The organism is Oceanobacillus sp. FSL K6-3682 (assembly GCF_037976165.1).
GTDB lineage: Bacteria > Bacillota > Bacilli > Bacillales > Amphibacillaceae > Oceanobacillus > Oceanobacillus sojae.
Window position 1 is genome coordinate 392,082 of record NZ_CP150263.1, and the last position, 18,005, is coordinate 410,086.

Below are 18,005 nucleotides of genomic sequence, written 5' to 3' on the forward strand. Positions count from 1 at the left end.
TAATGTATGCCATTGGACAAGTAGCTAAATTTTTAGGTGGACCCAGAGATACCTTAAAGTTTTATGAAGAAAAGGAGTTAGTAAATCTTGAGCAGGATACATGAGATGAGTTTGCTTATAGTTGCAACACGTACTAGGCTAATCACTAACCCGCATATATTTTATGCGGGTAATTCAACATGTCATACATATAACTCTGCATGTTATACCATACTCTTCCGCACCATCCCGTTCCTTTGTCATAATAGAGTTGAAAGGAGATGGTGACCATGCTGACAATTAATAACGTAACAAAGCATTACGATAAAACAGAGGCTTTAAAACATGTTTCCATTACCATTCCTGGAGGAGCCTGCTATGGGCTGGTCGGCCCCAACGGTGCAGGTAAATCCACATTAATTAAAATGATTACATCTATTATTCGCGACTACGAAGGAAAAATCGAATTTAATGAAAAACGAATCACTGACAAAACAAAGCAGAAATTAGGCTATGTTCCACAGGATATTATTTTAGAAGAGGACATCTCAGCATTCAGTAATTTACAGCTGTTTGGCAGGTTATACAATTTAAAAGGAAACAGTCTGAATCAGCGGATAAAAGAAGTGCTGGCACTAATTGGCCTCAGTGAGAGGGGGAAAGATAAAGTATTTGCGTTTTCAGGAGGGATGAAGCGCAGGCTAAATATTGGGTGTGCACTGATGCATAACCCAGATCTGATTATCATGGATGAACCGACTGTCGGCATAGATCCTCAATCAAGAAAATATATTTTTAAAATGATTGAAGATCTGAAAACAGCTGGAAAGACAGTAATCTATGCCAGTCATTATATGGAAGAGGTTGAAAAGCTCTGTGATTACGTAGCATTTCTTGATCGCGGAGAAATGATTGAAAACGGCGCAATAAGTGAATTACTCCAGCAATATGCTGTTCCCTCCATTTATGTAAAAGGAAGCGGCATTCCTCAGGACAAATTAGAACAATATGGGACCGTATCGCAGGAAGATGGAGCATTTATACTTTATACAGAAAAAGCCCTGGAGGCAATGGAGCATATTATTTCCTACTGCAGGGAGAATCGTCTGGATGTAGAAAGAATGGAGCTTGTTCATCCCCGGCTGGAAGATGTTTTTTTCAGATTAACTGGAAGTAACTTGAGAGACTAAATAAGGAGGTGTTACAATGAGTGCAATTATGATCGTTGAATTAAAGAAGCATTTGCAGGATAAAGGGCTTGCTTTTTGGATGCTGATTCTGCCTATTTTATTTACTGTTTTATTTATTTCTGTATTTACAACAGGTGATAATGAAGTAGTCAATCAGGAAATTATTCAGTCCATTGTGCCGGGATATATCGTGATGTTTGTATTTTTTATTATGATTTCGATGGTGCAGGTGTTTATTAAAGATAGGAATAGAGGGATGACAGCCAGGCTTGCAAGCACACCGCTCAAAAGCTATTATTATCTGCTTGGAAAATGGCTTCCATTTACTTTTATTGTGATTATTCAGATTGTTGTGTTATTTTTATTCGGAAAAGTAGTTTATGATGTTTCATTGGGGCAGCCAATCATTTTGTTGATTTTGTCCTTGTTCATTACGTTTACAGTGACAGCAATTGGGCTCGCAATGGCGCTTACTGTAAATACAGAAAATATGGGAATTGCACTCACACAGATCATTGCTCTGGGTGGAGCGATGCTGAGCGGATTATGGATGCCGCTTGAAATGATGCCGGACTTTATGCAGACAATCGCTCACTTTCTGCCTCAGTACTGGGCACACCAGTCTTTTCAGGATGCTATGGCAGGAACGACTCAGGTACCGGAGCTTCTCCAAACTTTGGTTGTATTATTTGCAATCGGGGCAGCAGCATTTATTATTGCCATCATCCGCTATCCCTATTTTCTGAAAAGAGCCGTAAAATAGCGGGAGATATGGAGCATATATGGGGGAGATGGAATGAAAATAAACATCGATATCGATGATAGCCATGAAGAGACGCGGATAACCATTCAAGCGAAGGAATGGACACAGGAGCTGCAGGAGCTCGTAAATATGATCAATAAGAAAAAACAGCAGCGTTTACCAGGTGTAAATCAGGAACAAACGGTGCTTTTGGAGCCAAAGGAAATTGATTACATTTATGCCGAGAAAAGAAAAATATATGCTGTGTCCAAGAGTTCGCATATTGAAGTGAAAATGAAGCTCTATGAAGTGGAGGAATTCCTGATTTCCTATGATTTTATGCGCTTTTCAAAGTCTGTTATCGGAAATATTCATCGTATTGAAAAATTTGAAGCCTCCTTTAACGGAAATTTATGTGTTTATTTTCAGTCCGGAAGCAAGGAATATATTACACGGAAATATGTAAATGCCATTAAAGAAAAATTAATTCAAGGAGGGCAGTAAAATGATACTCGAAGCTTTAAAGCGGTCTGTTGTTGGAATAGCTTTTGGAGGTATATTAACGTTTATTGCCCTCACTATTATGAAATTTAATGAATACGAAGCCAACGTTTCAGAAATTTGGATGCATATGGGAGCCAGTATGCTATTAGGAGTATACTTTGGTGTCTCCTCGCTTATTTTTGGAGACAGCGGCAGCAATCTCGTTAAAAAGTCCATTATTCATTTTATTCTCTCTTATAGTGTCTGGCTTATTATTGCCAGTATGGTTGGCTGGATACCTCTTAATGCACCAGTTATCTTAGGAAGCAGTCTGTCATTTAGCTTATTATATCTGCTAAACTGGTTTGGATGGTTCCTTTACTTTAAGAAAGTGGAAACAACTTTAAATAATTATCTGACAAAAAATAAATAAACAGAGTTACACTTCTTATGAAAGAACTCATCCTGAAAAAACATTTTCAGAAAGGGTTCTTTTTATTTTCTGGTGTGTTAATATAAGAATATACGTTCTGATTAGCCGGTTGTTTAAATATGAGGGAGGATAAGTATGACTGAAACAAAGTATAAAAAAGTGTGGAATCTGGATAATTTGTTTCCAGGTGGAAGTGAGTCGCCATCATTTAATAACTATGTAAAACAATTAGAATTGGAAATCACTAAAATGGAAGAAAAATTAAGTCTCTTTGATAATCTCTTAGAGATAAATCAATCACTAGGAATTGAATCAGTCATAAAGAACATAGGAGATATTCAGGAAAAGTTATCTCAAGCTAATTCTTTTATAACCTGTCTTACCGCGCAAAATACAAAAGACCAGGGTGCTGTAGTACTTAGAGGGGTTATCTCTGCGATGAATGCCCGTTTTGAATCAGTTATCAAAAAATTTCAACATATTATTTTGGAAACAAATGAAGATCTGTGGATCGAAATAATAGAAACAAAAGCTTTAAATGAATATAAATTTATTCTTACAATGTGGCGGGAAAAAGCAAAGATGTTACGAGAAGGAGGAAAGACTGGTTTCAGACCTGATGATGGATGGGTACCATGCTTGGCGGCAGTTTTACAATTCACTGATAGGAAGAATAAAGATTAACGTGCCATTCGGAGAAGAATCCAGGGAGCTATCTATCGGTCAAACCTTTAATTTACGGTCTCATCCCGACGAGGATATCCGTAAAGCAGCTCATATTGCTTTAGAGGATGCTTTGCAGGAAAAAGAAGAGCTGTTTGCACAAATATTAAATAACATAGCAGGTTTCCGGCTACAGGTGTATAAAAACAGAAAACTCCCTCATATATTAACAGAGCCTTTAATAGAAAATCGTTTGAAAGCGGAAACATTAAATGCGATGTGGTCGGCTATAAATAAATATAAAAAACCATTTACCAATTATTTAGAGGGAAAGGCAAAAATGTTCGGTGATACAAAAATGCAATCGTATAACTTTTGGGCACCGGTTGGAGAGAGTAAGCAAAGGATGAGCTATGGTGAAGCAGTGAGTTTTATTTTGGAAAGCTTCAGCCATTTTGGAAATGAGTTGGGGGACTTTGCCTGGAAAGCCTTTGAAAAGGAGTGGGTAGAGGCCGAAAACCGTGCAAATAAATCGACTGCAGGATTTTGCGCGAGCTTTCCACGTACTGGTGAATCAAGGATTTTTTTGACATATGAAGAAGGGATTACAAGTGTACTAACTTTGGCACATGAATTGGGTCATGCTTTCCATAACGATGCGATGAAAACAGTGGATGGAAGCAATAGACAATATCCATTAAGTATTGCGGAAACGGCTTCCTTTTTTGCAGAACAGGTCATACTAGATGCCGTATTAGAAAAGGCAGAATCGAAGGAAGAAAAATTGTTTTTACTTGATGAAAAATTAAAACGAAGCGTGATGAATTTTATGAATATCCATTCCCGCTTTCTGTTTGAAAAGAATTTTTATGAAGAGCGCAAAAAAGGAAGGCTTTCGGTCGAGCGTTTAAATGAACTTATGAAGGAAGCCTTTAATATGGCTTATGACAGGTCATTTGATAATCCTTCATTGCGCTCTTGGATATGGACACCGCATTATTATATTACAACATCGCCGTTTTACAATTTCCCCTATACATTTGGATATTTATTCGCACTCAGTCTCTATGCAAAATCGAAAGAAATAGGAAAGTCATTTGAAAAGGAGTATATCGCATTACTTCGGGATTCGGGAAGTATGTCATTAGAAAATTTAGCCATGAAGCATTTGGGAGAGGATATTACTACTGAGGATTTTTGGGGAAAGGGGATAAAGTTATGTGTGAAGGATGTTGAGGAGTTTATGAGCCTTATATCCTGATGAACGATATCGTATGAGTGGTTAATGAAAGTTCAGGTTTAAAAGCAAATATTATAATACAAAATGATTCTGAAATGGAGGACTTTATCATGTTAAAACTGTTTCAATATAACTGGCAGGTTCGTGACGATTGGTTTAAGTGGTGTGAGAGTGTCTCTGAAGAAGAATTATTAAAGGAGCGGGCGGGAGGAGTGGGAAGTATCCTCTACACGTTGTTTCATATTATAGACGTGGAATACAGCTGGATTTTAGAATTAAAAGGTGAGCCCTGTCCTGAGGAGCCGCCGTTTGAATCTTATGCAAGTCTAGCAAAAGTGAAGGAATTTTCAAGGATGTGTCATCAGGAGATTGAACCTTTTGTTATTTCCTGGACCAGCGAAATGGAGCATCAAATCCTTTCAGAAACGGATTCCAGCGGGAAGACAATTTGTTTTAAGTATGGAGAAATTATGCGTCATGTCATTGCACATGAAATACATCATATTGGTCAGCTGTCTGTATGGTCACGTGAACTGGGGAGATCACCGGTAACAGCGAATTTGATAAGAAGAGGGTTATTTGATGAGTAGGATTCCTTTATATTAATTATCCGGCATGAATCATTACCCAGAATAATATGTTTTTGACAGGAGAGAAAATGCGATGAAGGAAGAACAATTATTTCAACAAATGAAATTATGGCGTAACTGGACTGTGGAGTTTCTTCTTACCATTCCTGAAAAATTAGCTGATCAGGTGCCGGAGGGGCATAATAATAGTATTCGATGGAATGCCGGCCATATTTTAACAGGATGGGATAATACAATGTTTCCAGGCGTTAATAAGGAGAGACAGCTCCACCTGTCTTATCATTTGCTGTTTCCGAGAGGCAGTAAACCAGCGCATTGGACAGAACAGCCTCCGTCAATGAAGGAGATAATAATGCAGCTTGAAAAGCAGCCGGCTGTTATTGAACAGGCATGTAAAGGGCACCTGAATGATCCATTGAAAGAGCCTTTTCTGGGCATGGAAACATTAGGTGAGATGTTTGTTTTTCATATGAATCACGAAAATCTGCACATGGGTATTATAAAAAGTATGAAGCAATTACTTTTAGAAGGATAACTATCTGCCGGATCCAGTGTTAATACCTTATTTGATATTAAAAAAAGTAAATGAAATAAATATCAGGAGTGAGAAAGGGGATTTTAAATGAGCGAACAATTATTAAGAGTTGGAACTGCTTATATTCCGGTAACAAATGTAGAGAAATCATCTGAATGGTATGTGGATAAATTAGGTGCAGATGTATCATATAAAGATGAGGATAAAGCTATATTAAACCTGGCAAATCAAAGTATTTTTCTGGTGAAATCAGCCAAAGATCAAACCTCGAATTTTACTGATATTTATGGTGAAGAACGCTTTTTCTTAACATTTGAAGTAGACGGGTTGGAATCTTTGCAAGCATTGCATGAAGAGTTGACAGCCAGTGAGGTTAGAATTGGAGAGGTTGAAAACAGAGGACATGCAGGAAGGAATTTTGTTTTCTATGATTTAGATGGTAATAAATTTGATGTGTGGAGCGAGCTTAGTCCGCAGTTCAAGGAAAAATATTTAGAAGAAAGATAGCAATGATTTAACGGGAACGCGTAGAAAAGAGTATTCAAAAAGATTGGCTTTAAAACTCCAAAGCTCTTTTTTGATTGAATGCGTGCAAATCGTAATCAAGTCTTTTTGTACACACCAACCCTCTTGTGATAATATAATCATGGACAAAATAAAAAAGAAGCAGAGTCTATTACTGCTTTACCACATTGGATAAGTGCATAATTTATTATCCAATGATAAATGAGAGGATTGAAATTAAGAAATGGCAAATAATTTTTGGCGTGATTTACCACGACCGTTTTTTATATTGGCGCCGATGGAAGATGTAACAGATGTTGTTTTCCGTCATGTTGTAGCTGAAGCAGGCCGCCCAGATGTATTTTTTACAGAGTTTACGAATACGGAGAGTTATTGTCACCCTGAAGGAATTTATAGTGTGCGGGGACGTTTGACCTTTACGGAGGATGAACAGCCGATGGTAGCCCATATTTGGGGAGACAAACCAGATAATTTTCGGGAAATGAGTATTGGTATGGCGGAAATGGGGTACAAAGGGATAGATCTTAATATGGGATGTCCTGTTCCTAATGTTGCTTCCAAAGGAAAGGGAAGTGGCCTGATCCTTCGTCCGGAAGTGGCAGCAGAAATTATTCAGGCCGCAAAAGCCGGCGGAATTCCTGTCAGTGTTAAGACAAGGCTGGGTTATTCGAATATAGACGAATGGCGTGACTGGCTGCAGCATGTATTTAAGCAGGACATAGCGAATCTTTCCATTCATTTGCGTACGAGAAGAGAAATGAGTAAAGTCGATGCGCATTGGGAACTAATCGGAGAGATTAAAAAGCTCCGTGATGAGATTGCTCCTGATACGATGTTAACGATCAATGGAGATATTCCGGATCGGGAAACAGGACTGAAGCTTGTAGAAGAGTTTGGTGTAGATGGTGTGATGATTGGACGCGGTATTTTTAAGAATCCATTCGCATTTGAAAAAGAGCCGCGGGAGCACAGCAGTGAGGAGCTGTTAGACCTGTTAAGATTACAGCTAGATCTCCATGATAAGTATTCAGAGCTGGAGCCTCGTGCTTTCAAGCCATTACGGCGATTCTTTAAAATTTATGTCCGCGGGTTCCGAGGAGCTAGTGAATTAAGACATCAATTGATGAGTACAGAAACTACGGATGAAGTTCGCGAGTTATTGGATACATTTCATTTGGAAACAGAAGATGTAGTAACTGAACCGTAAAAGGAGGCTATGCCATGGTAAAACATCGTATTTACACAATGACTTTCGCTAGCGTTTATCCTCATTATGTGAACAAAGCGGAGAGGAAAGACCGTACAAAAGAAGAAGTCGATGAAATCATCACTTGGCTGACAGGTTATAGCCAGGAAGAACTGGAAACTCAAATTGAAAATGAAGTGACCTTTGAGTCATTTTTTGATGAGGCTCCCCAGATGAATGATTCACGCTCCTTGGTTAAAGGTGTGGTTTGCGGGGTGCGGGTAGAAGATATTGAAGCCCCGCTGATGAGGGAGATTCGTTATTTGGATAAGCTGATTGATGAGTTGGCGAAGGGTAAGGCGATGGAGAAGATATTAAGGAAATAATTATGAACGTAAAGAGATACTGGTTCGGTATAAAAGAATCAGTGTCTCTTTATTCATAGAATCAAAAATCATTTGATATAGCTTGAAGCTATGATAACAGATAGATTTTTAGTGTTAGGATATATCAAAGCATCCTTGTATACTTACTTATAATTAAGAAAACGAATTTGAAGGAGGAGCGTATATTATGACAAGTAAATTACCTTTAAAAGCAGATCATGTGGGGAGTTTTTTAAGAACTGATCCTGTCAAACAGGCGAGAGCAAGCTATGCGAACGGAGAAATTAATCGAGCGGCGTTAAGAGAGGTAGAGGATCAGGAGATTGAAAAGCTTGTTAAGAAGCAGATTGATGTAGGGTTAAAAGCAATTACAGATGGAGATTTTAGACGAAGCTTTTGGCACCTGGATTTCTTTGTCAGTTTAAAAGGAATAGAAAAGGTAGAAATAGATCGTGGCTTACAGTTTGCTGATGGTATTGAAGTTCGCAGAGTGAGCTATGAAATTAAGGATAAAATTGAATTTGATGAAAATAATGCCCTTATTAATGATTTCTTATATCTTAATGACCTAGTGAAGAAATATGGTGATGGGACACAAGTTGCTAAAGTTACTATTCCGGCTCCGGGTGTTATATTTTACCGGAATGTAACTGAAGATGAGAAGAAAGTATATGCTGATGCACGTGCATTATTCCGTGACTTAGGGAAAGCATATCGTGAGGTTATTCGGCAATTATATAATGCTGGCTGCAGATACATTCAATTCGATGAAACAACATTGACTACTTTTGCTGATGAGAACTTTGTATCTTTGATGACAGGAATTACTGATTTATCAAAAGAAGAAGTACTTCAACTGATTATTGATGCAACTAATTATGCTTTAGAGGATAAACCGGCAGACCTTCTTGTTTCCGTTCATATGTGCCGGGGCAACTTTAAATCAAAGCATATTCACGCTGATGGCGGCTATGATTATGTTGCACCATCCTTTGATAAACTGAAGTATGATGCATTTTTCTTAGAGTATGATAATGAGCGGAGTGGTGATTTTAAACCATTGGAGAATATTCAACGCCGTAATGCTGAAGTAGTGCTTGGCGTGTTTACATCTAAGTTTCCAGAGCTGGAGGATGAGGATGTAATTAATAGAAGAATTAAAGAAGCTAGTCAATATATTCCTTTGGAAAATATAGCATTAAGCCCGCAATGTGGATTTGCCAGTACGGAGGAAGGGAATATTTTAACGGAAGAAGAGCAGTGGAACAAGGTGAAGCATATTATTCAAATAGCTGAGAATGTTTGGGATAAAGCATCTATTGATAAATGAACGCAAGCTTAACACGTTGTCCTTATAGTTATTGTTTGCAGGTTACCTCTTTAAAATTAAAATAAAACTGCATCTTTTAACCCTTTGGATAGGATGAATCCAAAGGGTATTTTTATGGAAAAGAATAATATAATTCCAGTTTCTTTGTAGTTAGGTGAAGAATATGTGGGATAAATGTTGAAGTGGGGAATTAGATATTCAGTTTATCAGTATAAAAGAAAAGTGAGCGAAGGAAGCATTATGAGGAACCTCGTAAAAAATCCGAACGAGTCCAGATTTTGATGGAACGTTCGGATGTGAAGAAGAAAGATAACTCATGTTTACATATTAATTTTTCGTACCCTCAAGACAACGCTCAATTGTCTCGACAATTGCCTGGCGGATATCTGCTTTATTATATTTTAAGAGCGGCATTGTATCATTTGGATCTATATATGCATCACGATTTTGAATTTCCGCAGCAACAGCTTGATGAATTCCGTGTTCTTTTCCTTCAGCAGCTGTTTTTTTATCATATTGTGCCATAGCAGGCTTCATTTGTTCGAGTGGAACGACTTGGATTACGGTATCGTTTTGTCCGAGTTCATCAGCAATCATTTGGAAGAAATCTTTATGTTTCATATTTGTATCTGAGATGGCATAGTGCTCGCCGTGCCTGCCGTATTCTAAAGCTCCGATAGTTGCTTCAGCCACCTGCTGTACAGTAACCATAGCTGTTCCTCCGCCAAGTACCGGTACAACTTCTTTTCCTTGAATTTGCGGGAGAAACATTGCCCACAGCGGAGTGCGTCCCGGCATTGTTCCAAAAATATATGGAAGGCGTAGAGACATAACATCCATTTGGCCTTCTCCTTCCATGAAGGCTATTTCTTCCTGCAATAGTCTTGTTCTTGGATAGGCCTGTTTTTTCAGATTAAGCTCTGGCCATTCTTCCGCAAAATGCGCAAAGTAAGAACCGTAAATGACGAGTTTTTTTACTCCGGCAGTTCTTGCGAGACGAGCTAAACGCTGTGTTGGAAGCACGTTTGCTTCGTAGAAAAAATGAGTCGCTGGTATTTCAGGAACCATTCGTTCATCTGCTCCTGCAGCGTAAATAAACATATCCTTACCAGCTAATATATCTAAAATTTGTTCATCGGTCATTTCGTTGATATCTCCAAGATGACACTCAACTTCTGGCGGTAACAATTCTGGCGCCGGCATTGGAGGCAGTGCGACCGTAGATACTTTGTACTCCCGTTTCAGTAATTCCCGGACGGTATGGTACCCGAGTAATCCTGTACCTCCTAAAATAAAAACGTTTTTCATATGTGAACTCCTCCTTGTTTGTGAATGTTTGATCAATGTTTCTATCTTTAGTATAGCAGGTATAAATGGGTGTGAATGTGCAGGTTATGGCATATTTGTGAAATTATTCACAAATACATGTAGGAATATAATTTAGAAGTGAAACCTCAACTGAATGAGGTTTCACTTTACGTAAAGTATTTTGCTATATCTAACTTACCTATCCATCTGTATTTTCTATATAAGTAATGGACACTTTTAAATTAGCATTTTTTTCGCGAATATGATCCAGCAATTCTTTATCAGCGACTTCATTTTTCATGCGGATAGCATAAGTGTACAAAATCATTGTTCCAAGGTTAGTAGTTTCTACCTGGCGCAAAGAAGAACTTAGTGTATATTCAGCAAGCACGTCATGCATCAAATTTTCATAATTCAAGTTTTCCGGTACAGTTACCTTCAAAATTTGTGTATCTTTCCCTTTTCCATATTCAAATTTATAAAGCAAATAAAGAACTAAACAAGCAAATAAAGTGAGTATGATTGCTAAATCGAATCGAAAAAGTCCGCATGTCATGCCGGCACAAAGACCAAAGAAAATATACGCAATATCTTTAACATTGGTGACAGCGCTTCTGAATCGAATCAGTGAAAAAATAGCAAATAAGCCAAATGCAACGCCGGCATTGTCACTAACCACATTCATAATCACAGAGACAATAATACTCAAAATAATAATGGTGTGTACGAATGATTGTGCATAACGTTCGCCTGTAAATGTGATTATGTATATCTTCGTAATAATCAAACTCAATAAGGTTGCCATGACTAATGCAAGTAATATCATATAAACGCTAGATGGCTCACTAGCTTGTAAATCGAATATTTTATTAATAAAATCCATTTTATATACCTCCTATTGATACGTATTCTCTTTCAACATCACCCGGGAGCTGATTTCTCTGTAACAATTCCATGCTGGTACAGTATTTAGAGGCACTTCGCTGTTCGCATTGAAGCGCCTGCAAAATGCGGGTTAACCATAATGGAACACTATCATTTACTTTTACTTCCAATACAATTAGATTGCGATTAATAAAATACTCTCCTTCAGAACCATGTTCCAAGAGCAGATCATCGTTGCGGCAGCGCAGGTCAAAATCAAATGTAATACGCAGATCAGGATCATCTATTCCGTGAAGTGCATGTCGGTCATAACTAACAATCATTTCTGGTTTTAATTCGTATAATGTTCGAAAATGATCGATTTCACGAAGTACTTGTAAATTAGATGTATGAAAGCTGTTTAAATGCTGCTCATCCCTTTTTTCCATATAGAGGTATGCTTCTTGTAATGGAAGTAACATCCTGCGTTTGTTGACTACTTTGTTATGTTTTTGTTTCACCTCAAAAAAAGCGGTTCCATCAATGCCTGTTTCATTATAGGTGCGCAGGCGCAGTTTTTGCCTGAAAGCCAATTTATTCTTTGTTTCAAAATAAATTTTGTAATCATTGCTATCAAAATATAAGCTGCTAACAATATATTTTCCATCTGTTCCAAATGTATCTGATCGCATATAAGGCATTATTTGTTCCAGTAAGAGAGAATATTGTTCTAACGTAATCAGATATTTTTGCTCTTTCCTTTTGAAAATTTCTATTGCCAATTTTTTCACCTCCCTTTTATATAACAGCTTAAGTGAACTGGGTAAGAAGGCGATTAAAATTTGGTTAGAACTCTATGAGAAAATAAATGTAGCTCATTCGTTACTGGGCAGCCTAATATACTCAAGCGGTGTTCTCCGGTTTTTAAAAGATTGAAATTTAGAGCTTTTGATCCAAATGCCTTCAGTGTAAAAATGAACGTTATTATTTAAAAATTAATTAATGAAGAGAATTGTTCGAAAAGACAATATGAGTGGATAAATAAGTGGGCGGAAATGGCGAGGGAAAGAGCGAATAAATGCCCAAACAAACCATCCATTGTTTATAAAAAATGGGTGGTTTGTAAAACCGTATATAAACAGGAAAAAATGTTTTTTTAAACAAAAGGAAGATATGAATGAATCAACAATCTCCTATTTTACCAACATTGAAAGCCTGCGAAAATAATAAACGCACGATTGAATTATCTTTCATTCAACCATGCGTCATCAGCGAGCATTTATTTTTTTCGTGACTTTATAAATCCATCCACAGCATCCCACACTAAACCGACAATAAATAGAATAAGAATCCAAAATGTAGATTGATTCCAAATCGTGGTTATTGTATCAAATGCTTCAGAACCGGCCGTAACCACACCAGCTTCTACTAATTGGTTCATAAATTCAGGGTTCCAAAAATCAGGTCCGCTAATCATAAACAGTATTGCTGCCATCGATATGACATTTACAATTGTTGTATAAGCAGCTAACCTGTACGTCCATTTCCCGGCAACGAGCTTAAGGCATTCTTTGATAATTCCAGCTCCAAATATGAGAAAAATAAACAATAAGTAGGAGCCATAGGTTTGTTCATTTAAAAATGGAACAACACCATTAAATTCATCCTGAAACACCCAAATTCCAAAGTACTCATTCGAAAAGGCAAGAAATACAATGATAATCGTGTAGAAAATAATTCCGACAATCGACTCGCTGCGTTTGATTTGTCTCTTTTCATCTGGAATGGGCGATAAGTCAGCGGGTTTCCATTCCTTTCCGATTAAATCTTTTTGCTTTGTTCCACCGTACAGCTCACCGATAGCAAACCAGAATGTCGCCCAGCCGAAAGCCTGTGGAAGTTCTGTAACGGCAGAAACAATCATATCAATAAAATGATCTAAAATAGACATTGGCTCTAAAATAGTTTGGATGATAAATCCAATACCTATTAGAGAACTCATAACAATGAGAACAATCTTCACCACTAAAATATAGGTGTCAAAAAGCTCTGGGCCAATGATATATTTCTTTTTCCCCCGATATTTATCAGCTAATGACCTTGGGCTGCCCAGTTCCAGCAGGACCTCTTCTACACCATTTTCTTTACCGTTCCCTTGCCCTGCCCGTTCCTCCAGCATATCTTCAATTAACCCGCGCAGTTCAATTGCAATATCCTCCCGTTGCGATTGGGGCAGCTTTTGAGTAACCGCATAAATATACCGATTAATCATCTCCATTTTCGTCACCTCTCTTATTTTCTATGATCTGATCCAGACTTGCAGCAATACTTTTCCATTCTGTAACCAGTAAATCAAAAACTTCTTTTCCAGTTTTACTCAGTAAATAATATTTCCTCGGCCTTGATTCGTTTGTATCCCATTTACTTTCCAGTAGTCCCTGTTTTTCCAATCTTCTCAGCAAGGGATATAATGTTCCAGGCTCAACATGTATCCCTTTATCACTGAGCATCGTTACGAGGGAATACCCGTATTGCGGCTCTGAAAGCTGGCTTAGTGCGCCAATTGTAATGGTTCCTCTACGCAATTCCTGCATGATTTTATCTAAATGTTCCTTTGCCTCAGTCATGTAATCAACTCCTATATTCATTATAGTGTATGATACACACTATTGTAAAGTGCATATTAAAGTTTGTTGTAAAATATTTTATCAAATAAGCATCCTTTTTCATAAAAGTCGGTCATTTAGCAAATAATTTGATACAATTATGGAGACTGATTTAGATTGCAATTATGGAAAGCGGAGTATTCTAAGGAGGGATTTCTTTGGAATTTAAAACGGAAAGATTATTAATCAGACCATTCAATGAAGAAGATTTAGAGGATGTATTTCATATTTATAATAACGATGCTACCTGTAAATATCTCTTGAATGATAAGTGGACGCATGAAAATAAACAGAAGGAGTTTCAGAGAAAACTGGAGAATAATGTACTGACTAAAGAAACCCCTTTAAGCCTGGCGGTACTAAGCGGTACAAAAGTAATTGGTGATTTGGCTGTATGGTATACAGAGATGAAAGATACAGTTGAAATTGGTTACACCTTCTCTTCAGAAGCTTCGGGAAAAGGCTATGCGACAGAAGCTGTGAGTGTTTTAGTGAATAATCTGTTTAGTGAATTTAAGGTACATCGTATACAGGCTAATCTGGATGCAAGAAACGAAGCATCGCAAAAATTATGTGAGCGTATAGGTATGCGAAAGGAAGCACATTTTATACAGGATTACTGGAGTAAAGGGGAATGGACAGACAGCTTAGTGTATGGAATGCTATCCTCGGATTTGAAATAAGGTTACGTATTTATTATTTTTTAAGGAGAACTAATCATGGAATTAGAAACGGAAAGACTTAAGGTTATACCATGTACGGAAGAAACGGTTGAAATCGCTATTAATCAAAAATATGATAGCGGACCGCAGATCTCAACTCACTTGAAAAAGTTAAATGAAGATCCCTCTTTACTGTATTGGGGGCCGTGGTTTGTTGTCCGGAAATCAGACGGGTCTATCCTTGGTGATATAGGATTTAAAGGGAAGCCGGATAAGAACAGAGTAGTAGAAGCAGGGTATGGGTTTCTGGAAAGGTATTGGGGAAATGGTTATGCAACCGAAGCTATGGAAGTGCTGATTCAGTGGGCTTTCAAAACATCAAAAGTAGACAGAGTAATAGCTGAAACACTTCAGGATAACTACGGTTCTATTCGTGTGCTGCAAAAATTAGGTATGAAAAAAATAAGTTCAACAGAAACAATGATTCATTGGGAAATAGGAAATTCTGAGTGATTTTCAAACGGTTTTATAGCTTCCATATAACATACTCAAATTAAATGAATTACAGAAATGCTGCTTTTAGTTTTTTCTATTGGTAGCATGTTTATTTAGGTATCAAAAATTTATTGTTTCCAATTAGGTGTTGATTAAAAATGAAATTATCTTATGAATGATAAATTTATGACTCTGTTGGGATTTCATTAATTTTATCATTCATCTATTCCTCTTTTATTTAATTTTCTCAGTACATCATTTACAGATTCCTAAACATAAAAGGATTCTTCCAAAACCTTACCGTCAATTTTTTATTTTTACATTTTTTATAAACTTCGCATCAAAGTATTCATAGAAATGACGTGTACTGTTTTCTTTTAGAACATCTATTTTAAATTTCACTTTATAATGGTTGTAATTTGTTTCATCAAAAATAATAAAATATGTTTGTATCAAATGAAAGTTTTTATTTAAAAGGTCGAGGGGCGTTATGTTTTCATACAATTTAAGGTAATTTATCTTCAAATTTCCCGTCTAAATTACTATCTGTATAATAACAGTATGATAGAATTTGAATGTAAGGGCATACAATTATAAGGAGGTAATGCTTTTTTTGTTGATACCAGTTCAAATTAGGAAAGGAAGGATAGACATGAGAGATTTAATTGCAAAGCAAAATTTTACGGATGAGGAATTAAAGACATTTAAAAATAACTCCTCATGGAGCTGTGATACCTTTGTTATTATGCCAGATGTTTCAGAAGAAGAGGCTACAATTCTTTCAAAAAATAGTGATAGAGTTGAGTATGATGCGCAACCATTAATGTATTATCCGAAAAAGACATATGGCCCTAATGAAAAATTAAAATTAGGAAATGTCACGATTGGTCAAGTAGAAGAAACTTATGAACATATAGGCTCTTCCCCTTATTGGTGCTGGGGTTATGAGGAAGGTATAAATGTCCATGGTGTAGCGATTGGAAATGAAGCTATTTTTACAAAAGATGTCGCTGAGAAAATGCAAGCAGTTAAAGATGGAGAGAATGTAGAATATGGAATTATTGGGATGGAATTTATCCGCTTAGGACTGGAAAGAGCTAAAAGTGCTCGTGAAGCAGTAAATGTAATCACTAGTTTGCTTGCAGAATATGGTCAATTTTCTTCTGGAAATCCGGCCGTCCAGCCGGAAGATGGAGCTTACGATAACTCTTTTATTATCGCTGATAAAGACGAGTCCTATGTTTTAGAAACTGTTGGTAAGCACTTTATGGCTAAAAGGATCTCTAAGGGAACTAAAGCAATTTCTAATGAACCTAGTATTCGGACAGAATGGGATCTAGCATCTGATGGCATTATTGATTATGCGATTGAAAAGAGATGGTGGAAAGAAGAACGTCGGTCGGAATTCGATTTTGCTAAGGCTTTTCTAGATTTTGAAAAACCATTACAACTGTCTCATATCCGTGTGCAACGAATGAAGCAGCTATTGAAAGAAGGCTTAGATAATAATCAGGGCCGAATCGGTTTACCTTGGTCAAGACGGATTATGCGTGACCATTATGAAGATACTTTTTTAGAAGGGCCATATATGAATGCTGCGTTACCCGATTTTTTAACTGTCTGTATGCACCATTCACCAGCAGAATTTACTTGGGGGAATACAGCGTCATCATCCCAATTTATTTTACCTAAGGAAAAGGATCGTTTTCCTGTAATGTGGTGGTTGGCAGGAGTGCCATGTACTGGTGTTTATATCCCGTTTTATCCTGAAGCAGGTCCAATAAATCCAATATTATCTAAAGCTGGTGCTTATGGTAAACATGCTATGGCGCCTCAAGATGCTGAAATAGACACTTATAAGGATGATTCTTTCTGGTGGATTATGCGTGATTTACTAGAGACTGCTAAAGGTGATGCCTATGGCGGGAAATTCAATATACGCCAGCCAATTATTCGAGAAGTATATAATGATTTGGAAAGAAAATGGCTCTTAGAAGCTAAAATTATAGAAGAAAAAGCGATGAACTTAAAGCGGGAAAATGGTGAAGGCTATAAACAGGTTTTGAGTGAGTTTACAAATAAATGTGTTACAGAAGCACTTAAGACAACAAAAAAACTAAAGACTATTATCCAAGAAGTGTAAATTTTTAGATGGGAAAATATAATAACAAACAACTAATAACCATAAATTTTTGCAGTTATCAGCTGTTTGACCATGAGCATATTAGGTATCTTGTCTATATTCATGGGGATAATCTGTATTATTATTTTCCTTATTAAAAAAACTGATGCGGACATTTAGTAGCAATGGGAATAAGCGAACCGTAACAATTCATTTAAAAATTATAGAAGAGAGGTACTTTAATGAGCAATCCTATCTTAAACCAAATTGGAACAGTATTTATCCCGGTCAGCGATATTGAAAAAGCAAGAGATTGGTATTGTGATATTTTAGGATTAAAATCAGATGGGGAAATACTTTTCGACCATTTATATGTTATCCCTATGGAAGGCACAGGAATTGTATTGGATAGTAAGATTTACGCAAAGGATAAAATTTTTAAAGCACCGGCATTTCACCTGAATACCAAAAACATTGAAGAAGCATTTCAATATATGAAAAATAAAGGCGTTCATTTGATGACAGAGATTGAACATAATCATTATTTTAATTTTCAAGATCCGGACGGGAATATGTTAATGATTAGTGAATGTTAGCTTCAAAAGG

At 37.0% G+C, this 18,005-nt stretch carries 21 protein-coding genes and 1 pseudogene; 17 read left to right on the forward strand and 5 right to left on the reverse strand.

What is annotated here, in order from left to right:
* Positions 1-2: 2 nt before the first annotated feature.
* From MHH51_RS02075 to MHH51_RS02135, 13 genes and pseudogenes are all read left to right on the forward strand, one after another.
* A pseudogene (locus tag MHH51_RS02075) lies at positions 3-98 on the forward strand (MerR family transcriptional regulator); the annotation flags it as partial.
* Between the two features lie 171 nt (positions 99-269).
* Positions 270-1,169 carry an ABC transporter ATP-binding protein gene (locus MHH51_RS02080; protein ID WP_339284220.1) on the forward strand — a complete coding sequence of 300 codons (900 nt, stop codon included), beginning with the start codon at positions 270-272 and terminating at the stop codon, positions 1,167-1,169.
* Between the two features lie 16 nt (positions 1,170-1,185).
* On the forward strand, positions 1,186-1,932 hold the full coding sequence (locus MHH51_RS02085) for an ABC transporter permease (protein WP_339284222.1): 747 nt from the start codon (positions 1,186-1,188) through the stop codon (positions 1,930-1,932).
* 33 nt (positions 1,933-1,965) lie between these two features.
* Positions 1,966-2,415 (forward strand): LytTR family DNA-binding domain-containing protein, encoded by a 450-nt coding sequence (locus MHH51_RS02090; protein WP_147208853.1) that lies wholly within the window; start codon positions 1,966-1,968, stop codon positions 2,413-2,415.
* A gap of 1 nt (position 2,416) precedes the next feature.
* Positions 2,417-2,827, forward strand: a complete 411-nt coding sequence (locus tag MHH51_RS02095; RefSeq protein WP_147208855.1) for a DUF3021 family protein — start codon at positions 2,417-2,419, stop codon at positions 2,825-2,827.
* 135 nt (positions 2,828-2,962) lie between these two features.
* The gene (locus MHH51_RS02100) at positions 2,963-3,511 is read left to right on the forward strand and encodes a hypothetical protein (RefSeq protein ID WP_339284224.1); all 549 of its coding nucleotides are present in this window, start codon (positions 2,963-2,965) and stop codon (positions 3,509-3,511) included.
* A gap of 1 nt (position 3,512) precedes the next feature.
* Entirely contained in the window at positions 3,513-4,751 is a 1,239-nt protein-coding gene (locus tag MHH51_RS02105) for a M3 family metallopeptidase (protein WP_339284225.1), read from the forward strand.
* A gap of 89 nt (positions 4,752-4,840) precedes the next feature.
* Positions 4,841-5,320: a DinB family protein gene (locus tag MHH51_RS02110; protein WP_147208857.1), complete on the forward strand. Its 480-nt coding sequence runs from the start codon at positions 4,841-4,843 to the stop codon at positions 5,318-5,320.
* A 73-nt stretch (positions 5,321-5,393) separates the two neighbouring features.
* A complete protein-coding gene (locus tag MHH51_RS02115; protein ID WP_147208859.1) occupies positions 5,394-5,855 on the forward strand; it encodes a DinB family protein in 462 nt (153 codons plus the stop codon).
* Between the two features lie 87 nt (positions 5,856-5,942).
* Positions 5,943-6,362, forward strand: a complete 420-nt coding sequence (locus tag MHH51_RS02120; RefSeq protein ID WP_147208861.1) for a VOC family protein — start codon at positions 5,943-5,945, stop codon at positions 6,360-6,362.
* A gap of 241 nt (positions 6,363-6,603) precedes the next feature.
* Complete coding sequence (locus tag MHH51_RS02125; protein ID WP_339284228.1) at positions 6,604-7,587, forward strand: tRNA-dihydrouridine synthase; 984 nt, start codon at positions 6,604-6,606, stop codon at positions 7,585-7,587.
* A gap of 14 nt (positions 7,588-7,601) precedes the next feature.
* Positions 7,602-7,952 (forward strand): DUF2200 domain-containing protein, encoded by a 351-nt coding sequence (locus MHH51_RS02130; RefSeq protein ID WP_339284229.1) that lies wholly within the window; start codon positions 7,602-7,604, stop codon positions 7,950-7,952.
* A 187-nt stretch (positions 7,953-8,139) separates the two neighbouring features.
* Entirely contained in the window at positions 8,140-9,282 is a 1,143-nt protein-coding gene (locus MHH51_RS02135) for a 5-methyltetrahydropteroyltriglutamate--homocysteine S-methyltransferase (protein ID WP_339284231.1), read from the forward strand.
* Positions 9,283-9,609: 327 nt separating this feature from the next.
* On the opposite strand, the gene MHH51_RS02140 is transcribed toward MHH51_RS02135, so the two are convergent.
* The 5 genes from MHH51_RS02140 to MHH51_RS02160 all read right to left on the reverse strand — a co-directional run bounded on the left by MHH51_RS02140 (position 9,610) and on the right by MHH51_RS02160 (position 14,081).
* Positions 9,610-10,590, reverse strand: coding sequence for an NAD-dependent epimerase/dehydratase family protein (locus MHH51_RS02140; protein WP_339284232.1), 981 nt, complete (start codon positions 10,588-10,590; stop codon positions 9,610-9,612).
* Between the two features lie 199 nt (positions 10,591-10,789).
* Complete coding sequence (locus tag MHH51_RS02145) at positions 10,790-11,473, reverse strand: DUF4956 domain-containing protein (protein ID WP_339284233.1); 684 nt, start codon at positions 11,471-11,473, stop codon at positions 10,790-10,792.
* Between the two features lies 1 nt (position 11,474).
* A complete protein-coding gene (locus MHH51_RS02150; protein ID WP_156985922.1) occupies positions 11,475-12,236 on the reverse strand; it encodes a polyphosphate polymerase domain-containing protein in 762 nt (253 codons plus the stop codon).
* 497 nt (positions 12,237-12,733) lie between these two features.
* Entirely contained in the window at positions 12,734-13,732 is a 999-nt protein-coding gene (locus MHH51_RS02155; RefSeq protein WP_339284236.1) for a hypothetical protein, read from the reverse strand.
* Positions 13,719-14,081, reverse strand: a complete 363-nt coding sequence (locus MHH51_RS02160) for a PadR family transcriptional regulator (protein ID WP_147208877.1) — start codon at positions 14,079-14,081, stop codon at positions 13,719-13,721. Before MHH51_RS02160 ends, MHH51_RS02155 begins: the two co-directional genes overlap by 14 nt.
* A 197-nt stretch (positions 14,082-14,278) precedes the next feature.
* Here MHH51_RS02160 and MHH51_RS02165 point away from each other — a divergent pair, with 197 nt between their 5' ends.
* The 4 genes from MHH51_RS02165 to MHH51_RS02180 all read left to right on the forward strand — a co-directional run bounded on the left by MHH51_RS02165 (position 14,279) and on the right by MHH51_RS02180 (position 17,995).
* Positions 14,279-14,803 carry a GNAT family protein gene (locus tag MHH51_RS02165; RefSeq protein WP_339284238.1) on the forward strand — a complete coding sequence of 175 codons (525 nt, stop codon included), beginning with the start codon at positions 14,279-14,281 and terminating at the stop codon, positions 14,801-14,803.
* Positions 14,804-14,839: 36 nt separating this feature from the next.
* Positions 14,840-15,295 carry a GNAT family N-acetyltransferase gene (locus MHH51_RS02170; protein WP_339284240.1) on the forward strand — a complete coding sequence of 152 codons (456 nt, stop codon included), beginning with the start codon at positions 14,840-14,842 and terminating at the stop codon, positions 15,293-15,295.
* Positions 15,296-15,929: 634 nt separating this feature from the next.
* Positions 15,930-17,420, forward strand: a complete 1,491-nt coding sequence (locus tag MHH51_RS02175; protein WP_147208879.1) for a C69 family dipeptidase — start codon at positions 15,930-15,932, stop codon at positions 17,418-17,420.
* Positions 17,421-17,641: 221 nt separating this feature from the next.
* Positions 17,642-17,995: a VOC family protein gene (locus MHH51_RS02180; RefSeq protein ID WP_147208881.1), complete on the forward strand. Its 354-nt coding sequence runs from the start codon at positions 17,642-17,644 to the stop codon at positions 17,993-17,995.
* Positions 17,996-18,005 lie beyond the last annotated feature (10 nt).

Excerpts from the sequence above, each read along its gene's own strand:
- MHH51_RS02100 (WP_339284224.1), top strand. The coding sequence starts at position 2,963 with ATGACTGAAACAAAGTATAAAAAAGTGTGGAATCTGGATAATTTGTTT.
- MHH51_RS02180 (WP_147208881.1), top strand. The coding sequence starts at position 17,642 with ATGAGCAATCCTATCTTAAACCAAATTGGAACAGTATTTATCCCGGTC.
- MHH51_RS02135 (WP_339284231.1), top strand. The coding sequence starts at position 8,140 with ATGACAAGTAAATTACCTTTAAAAGCAGATCATGTGGGGAGTTTTTTA.
- MHH51_RS02115 (WP_147208859.1), top strand. The coding sequence starts at position 5,394 with ATGAAGGAAGAACAATTATTTCAACAAATGAAATTATGGCGTAACTGG.
- MHH51_RS02145 (WP_339284233.1), bottom strand. The coding sequence starts at position 11,473 with ATGGATTTTATTAATAAAATATTCGATTTACAAGCTAGTGAGCCATCT.
- MHH51_RS02090 (WP_147208853.1), top strand. The coding sequence starts at position 1,966 with ATGAAAATAAACATCGATATCGATGATAGCCATGAAGAGACGCGGATA.
- MHH51_RS02110 (WP_147208857.1), top strand. The coding sequence starts at position 4,841 with ATGTTAAAACTGTTTCAATATAACTGGCAGGTTCGTGACGATTGGTTT.
- MHH51_RS02095 (WP_147208855.1), top strand. The coding sequence starts at position 2,417 with ATGATACTCGAAGCTTTAAAGCGGTCTGTTGTTGGAATAGCTTTTGGA.
- MHH51_RS02080 (WP_339284220.1), top strand. The coding sequence starts at position 270 with ATGCTGACAATTAATAACGTAACAAAGCATTACGATAAAACAGAGGCT.
- MHH51_RS02085 (WP_339284222.1), top strand. The coding sequence starts at position 1,186 with ATGAGTGCAATTATGATCGTTGAATTAAAGAAGCATTTGCAGGATAAA.
- MHH51_RS02175 (WP_147208879.1), top strand. The coding sequence starts at position 15,930 with ATGAGAGATTTAATTGCAAAGCAAAATTTTACGGATGAGGAATTAAAG.
- MHH51_RS02160 (WP_147208877.1), bottom strand. The coding sequence starts at position 14,081 with ATGACTGAGGCAAAGGAACATTTAGATAAAATCATGCAGGAATTGCGT.
- MHH51_RS02130 (WP_339284229.1), top strand. The coding sequence starts at position 7,602 with ATGGTAAAACATCGTATTTACACAATGACTTTCGCTAGCGTTTATCCT.
- MHH51_RS02155 (WP_339284236.1), bottom strand. The coding sequence starts at position 13,732 with ATGGAGATGATTAATCGGTATATTTATGCGGTTACTCAAAAGCTGCCC.
- MHH51_RS02140 (WP_339284232.1), bottom strand. The coding sequence starts at position 10,590 with ATGAAAAACGTTTTTATTTTAGGAGGTACAGGATTACTCGGGTACCAT.
- MHH51_RS02125 (WP_339284228.1), top strand. The coding sequence starts at position 6,604 with ATGGCAAATAATTTTTGGCGTGATTTACCACGACCGTTTTTTATATTG.
- MHH51_RS02170 (WP_339284240.1), top strand. The coding sequence starts at position 14,840 with ATGGAATTAGAAACGGAAAGACTTAAGGTTATACCATGTACGGAAGAA.
- MHH51_RS02120 (WP_147208861.1), top strand. The coding sequence starts at position 5,943 with ATGAGCGAACAATTATTAAGAGTTGGAACTGCTTATATTCCGGTAACA.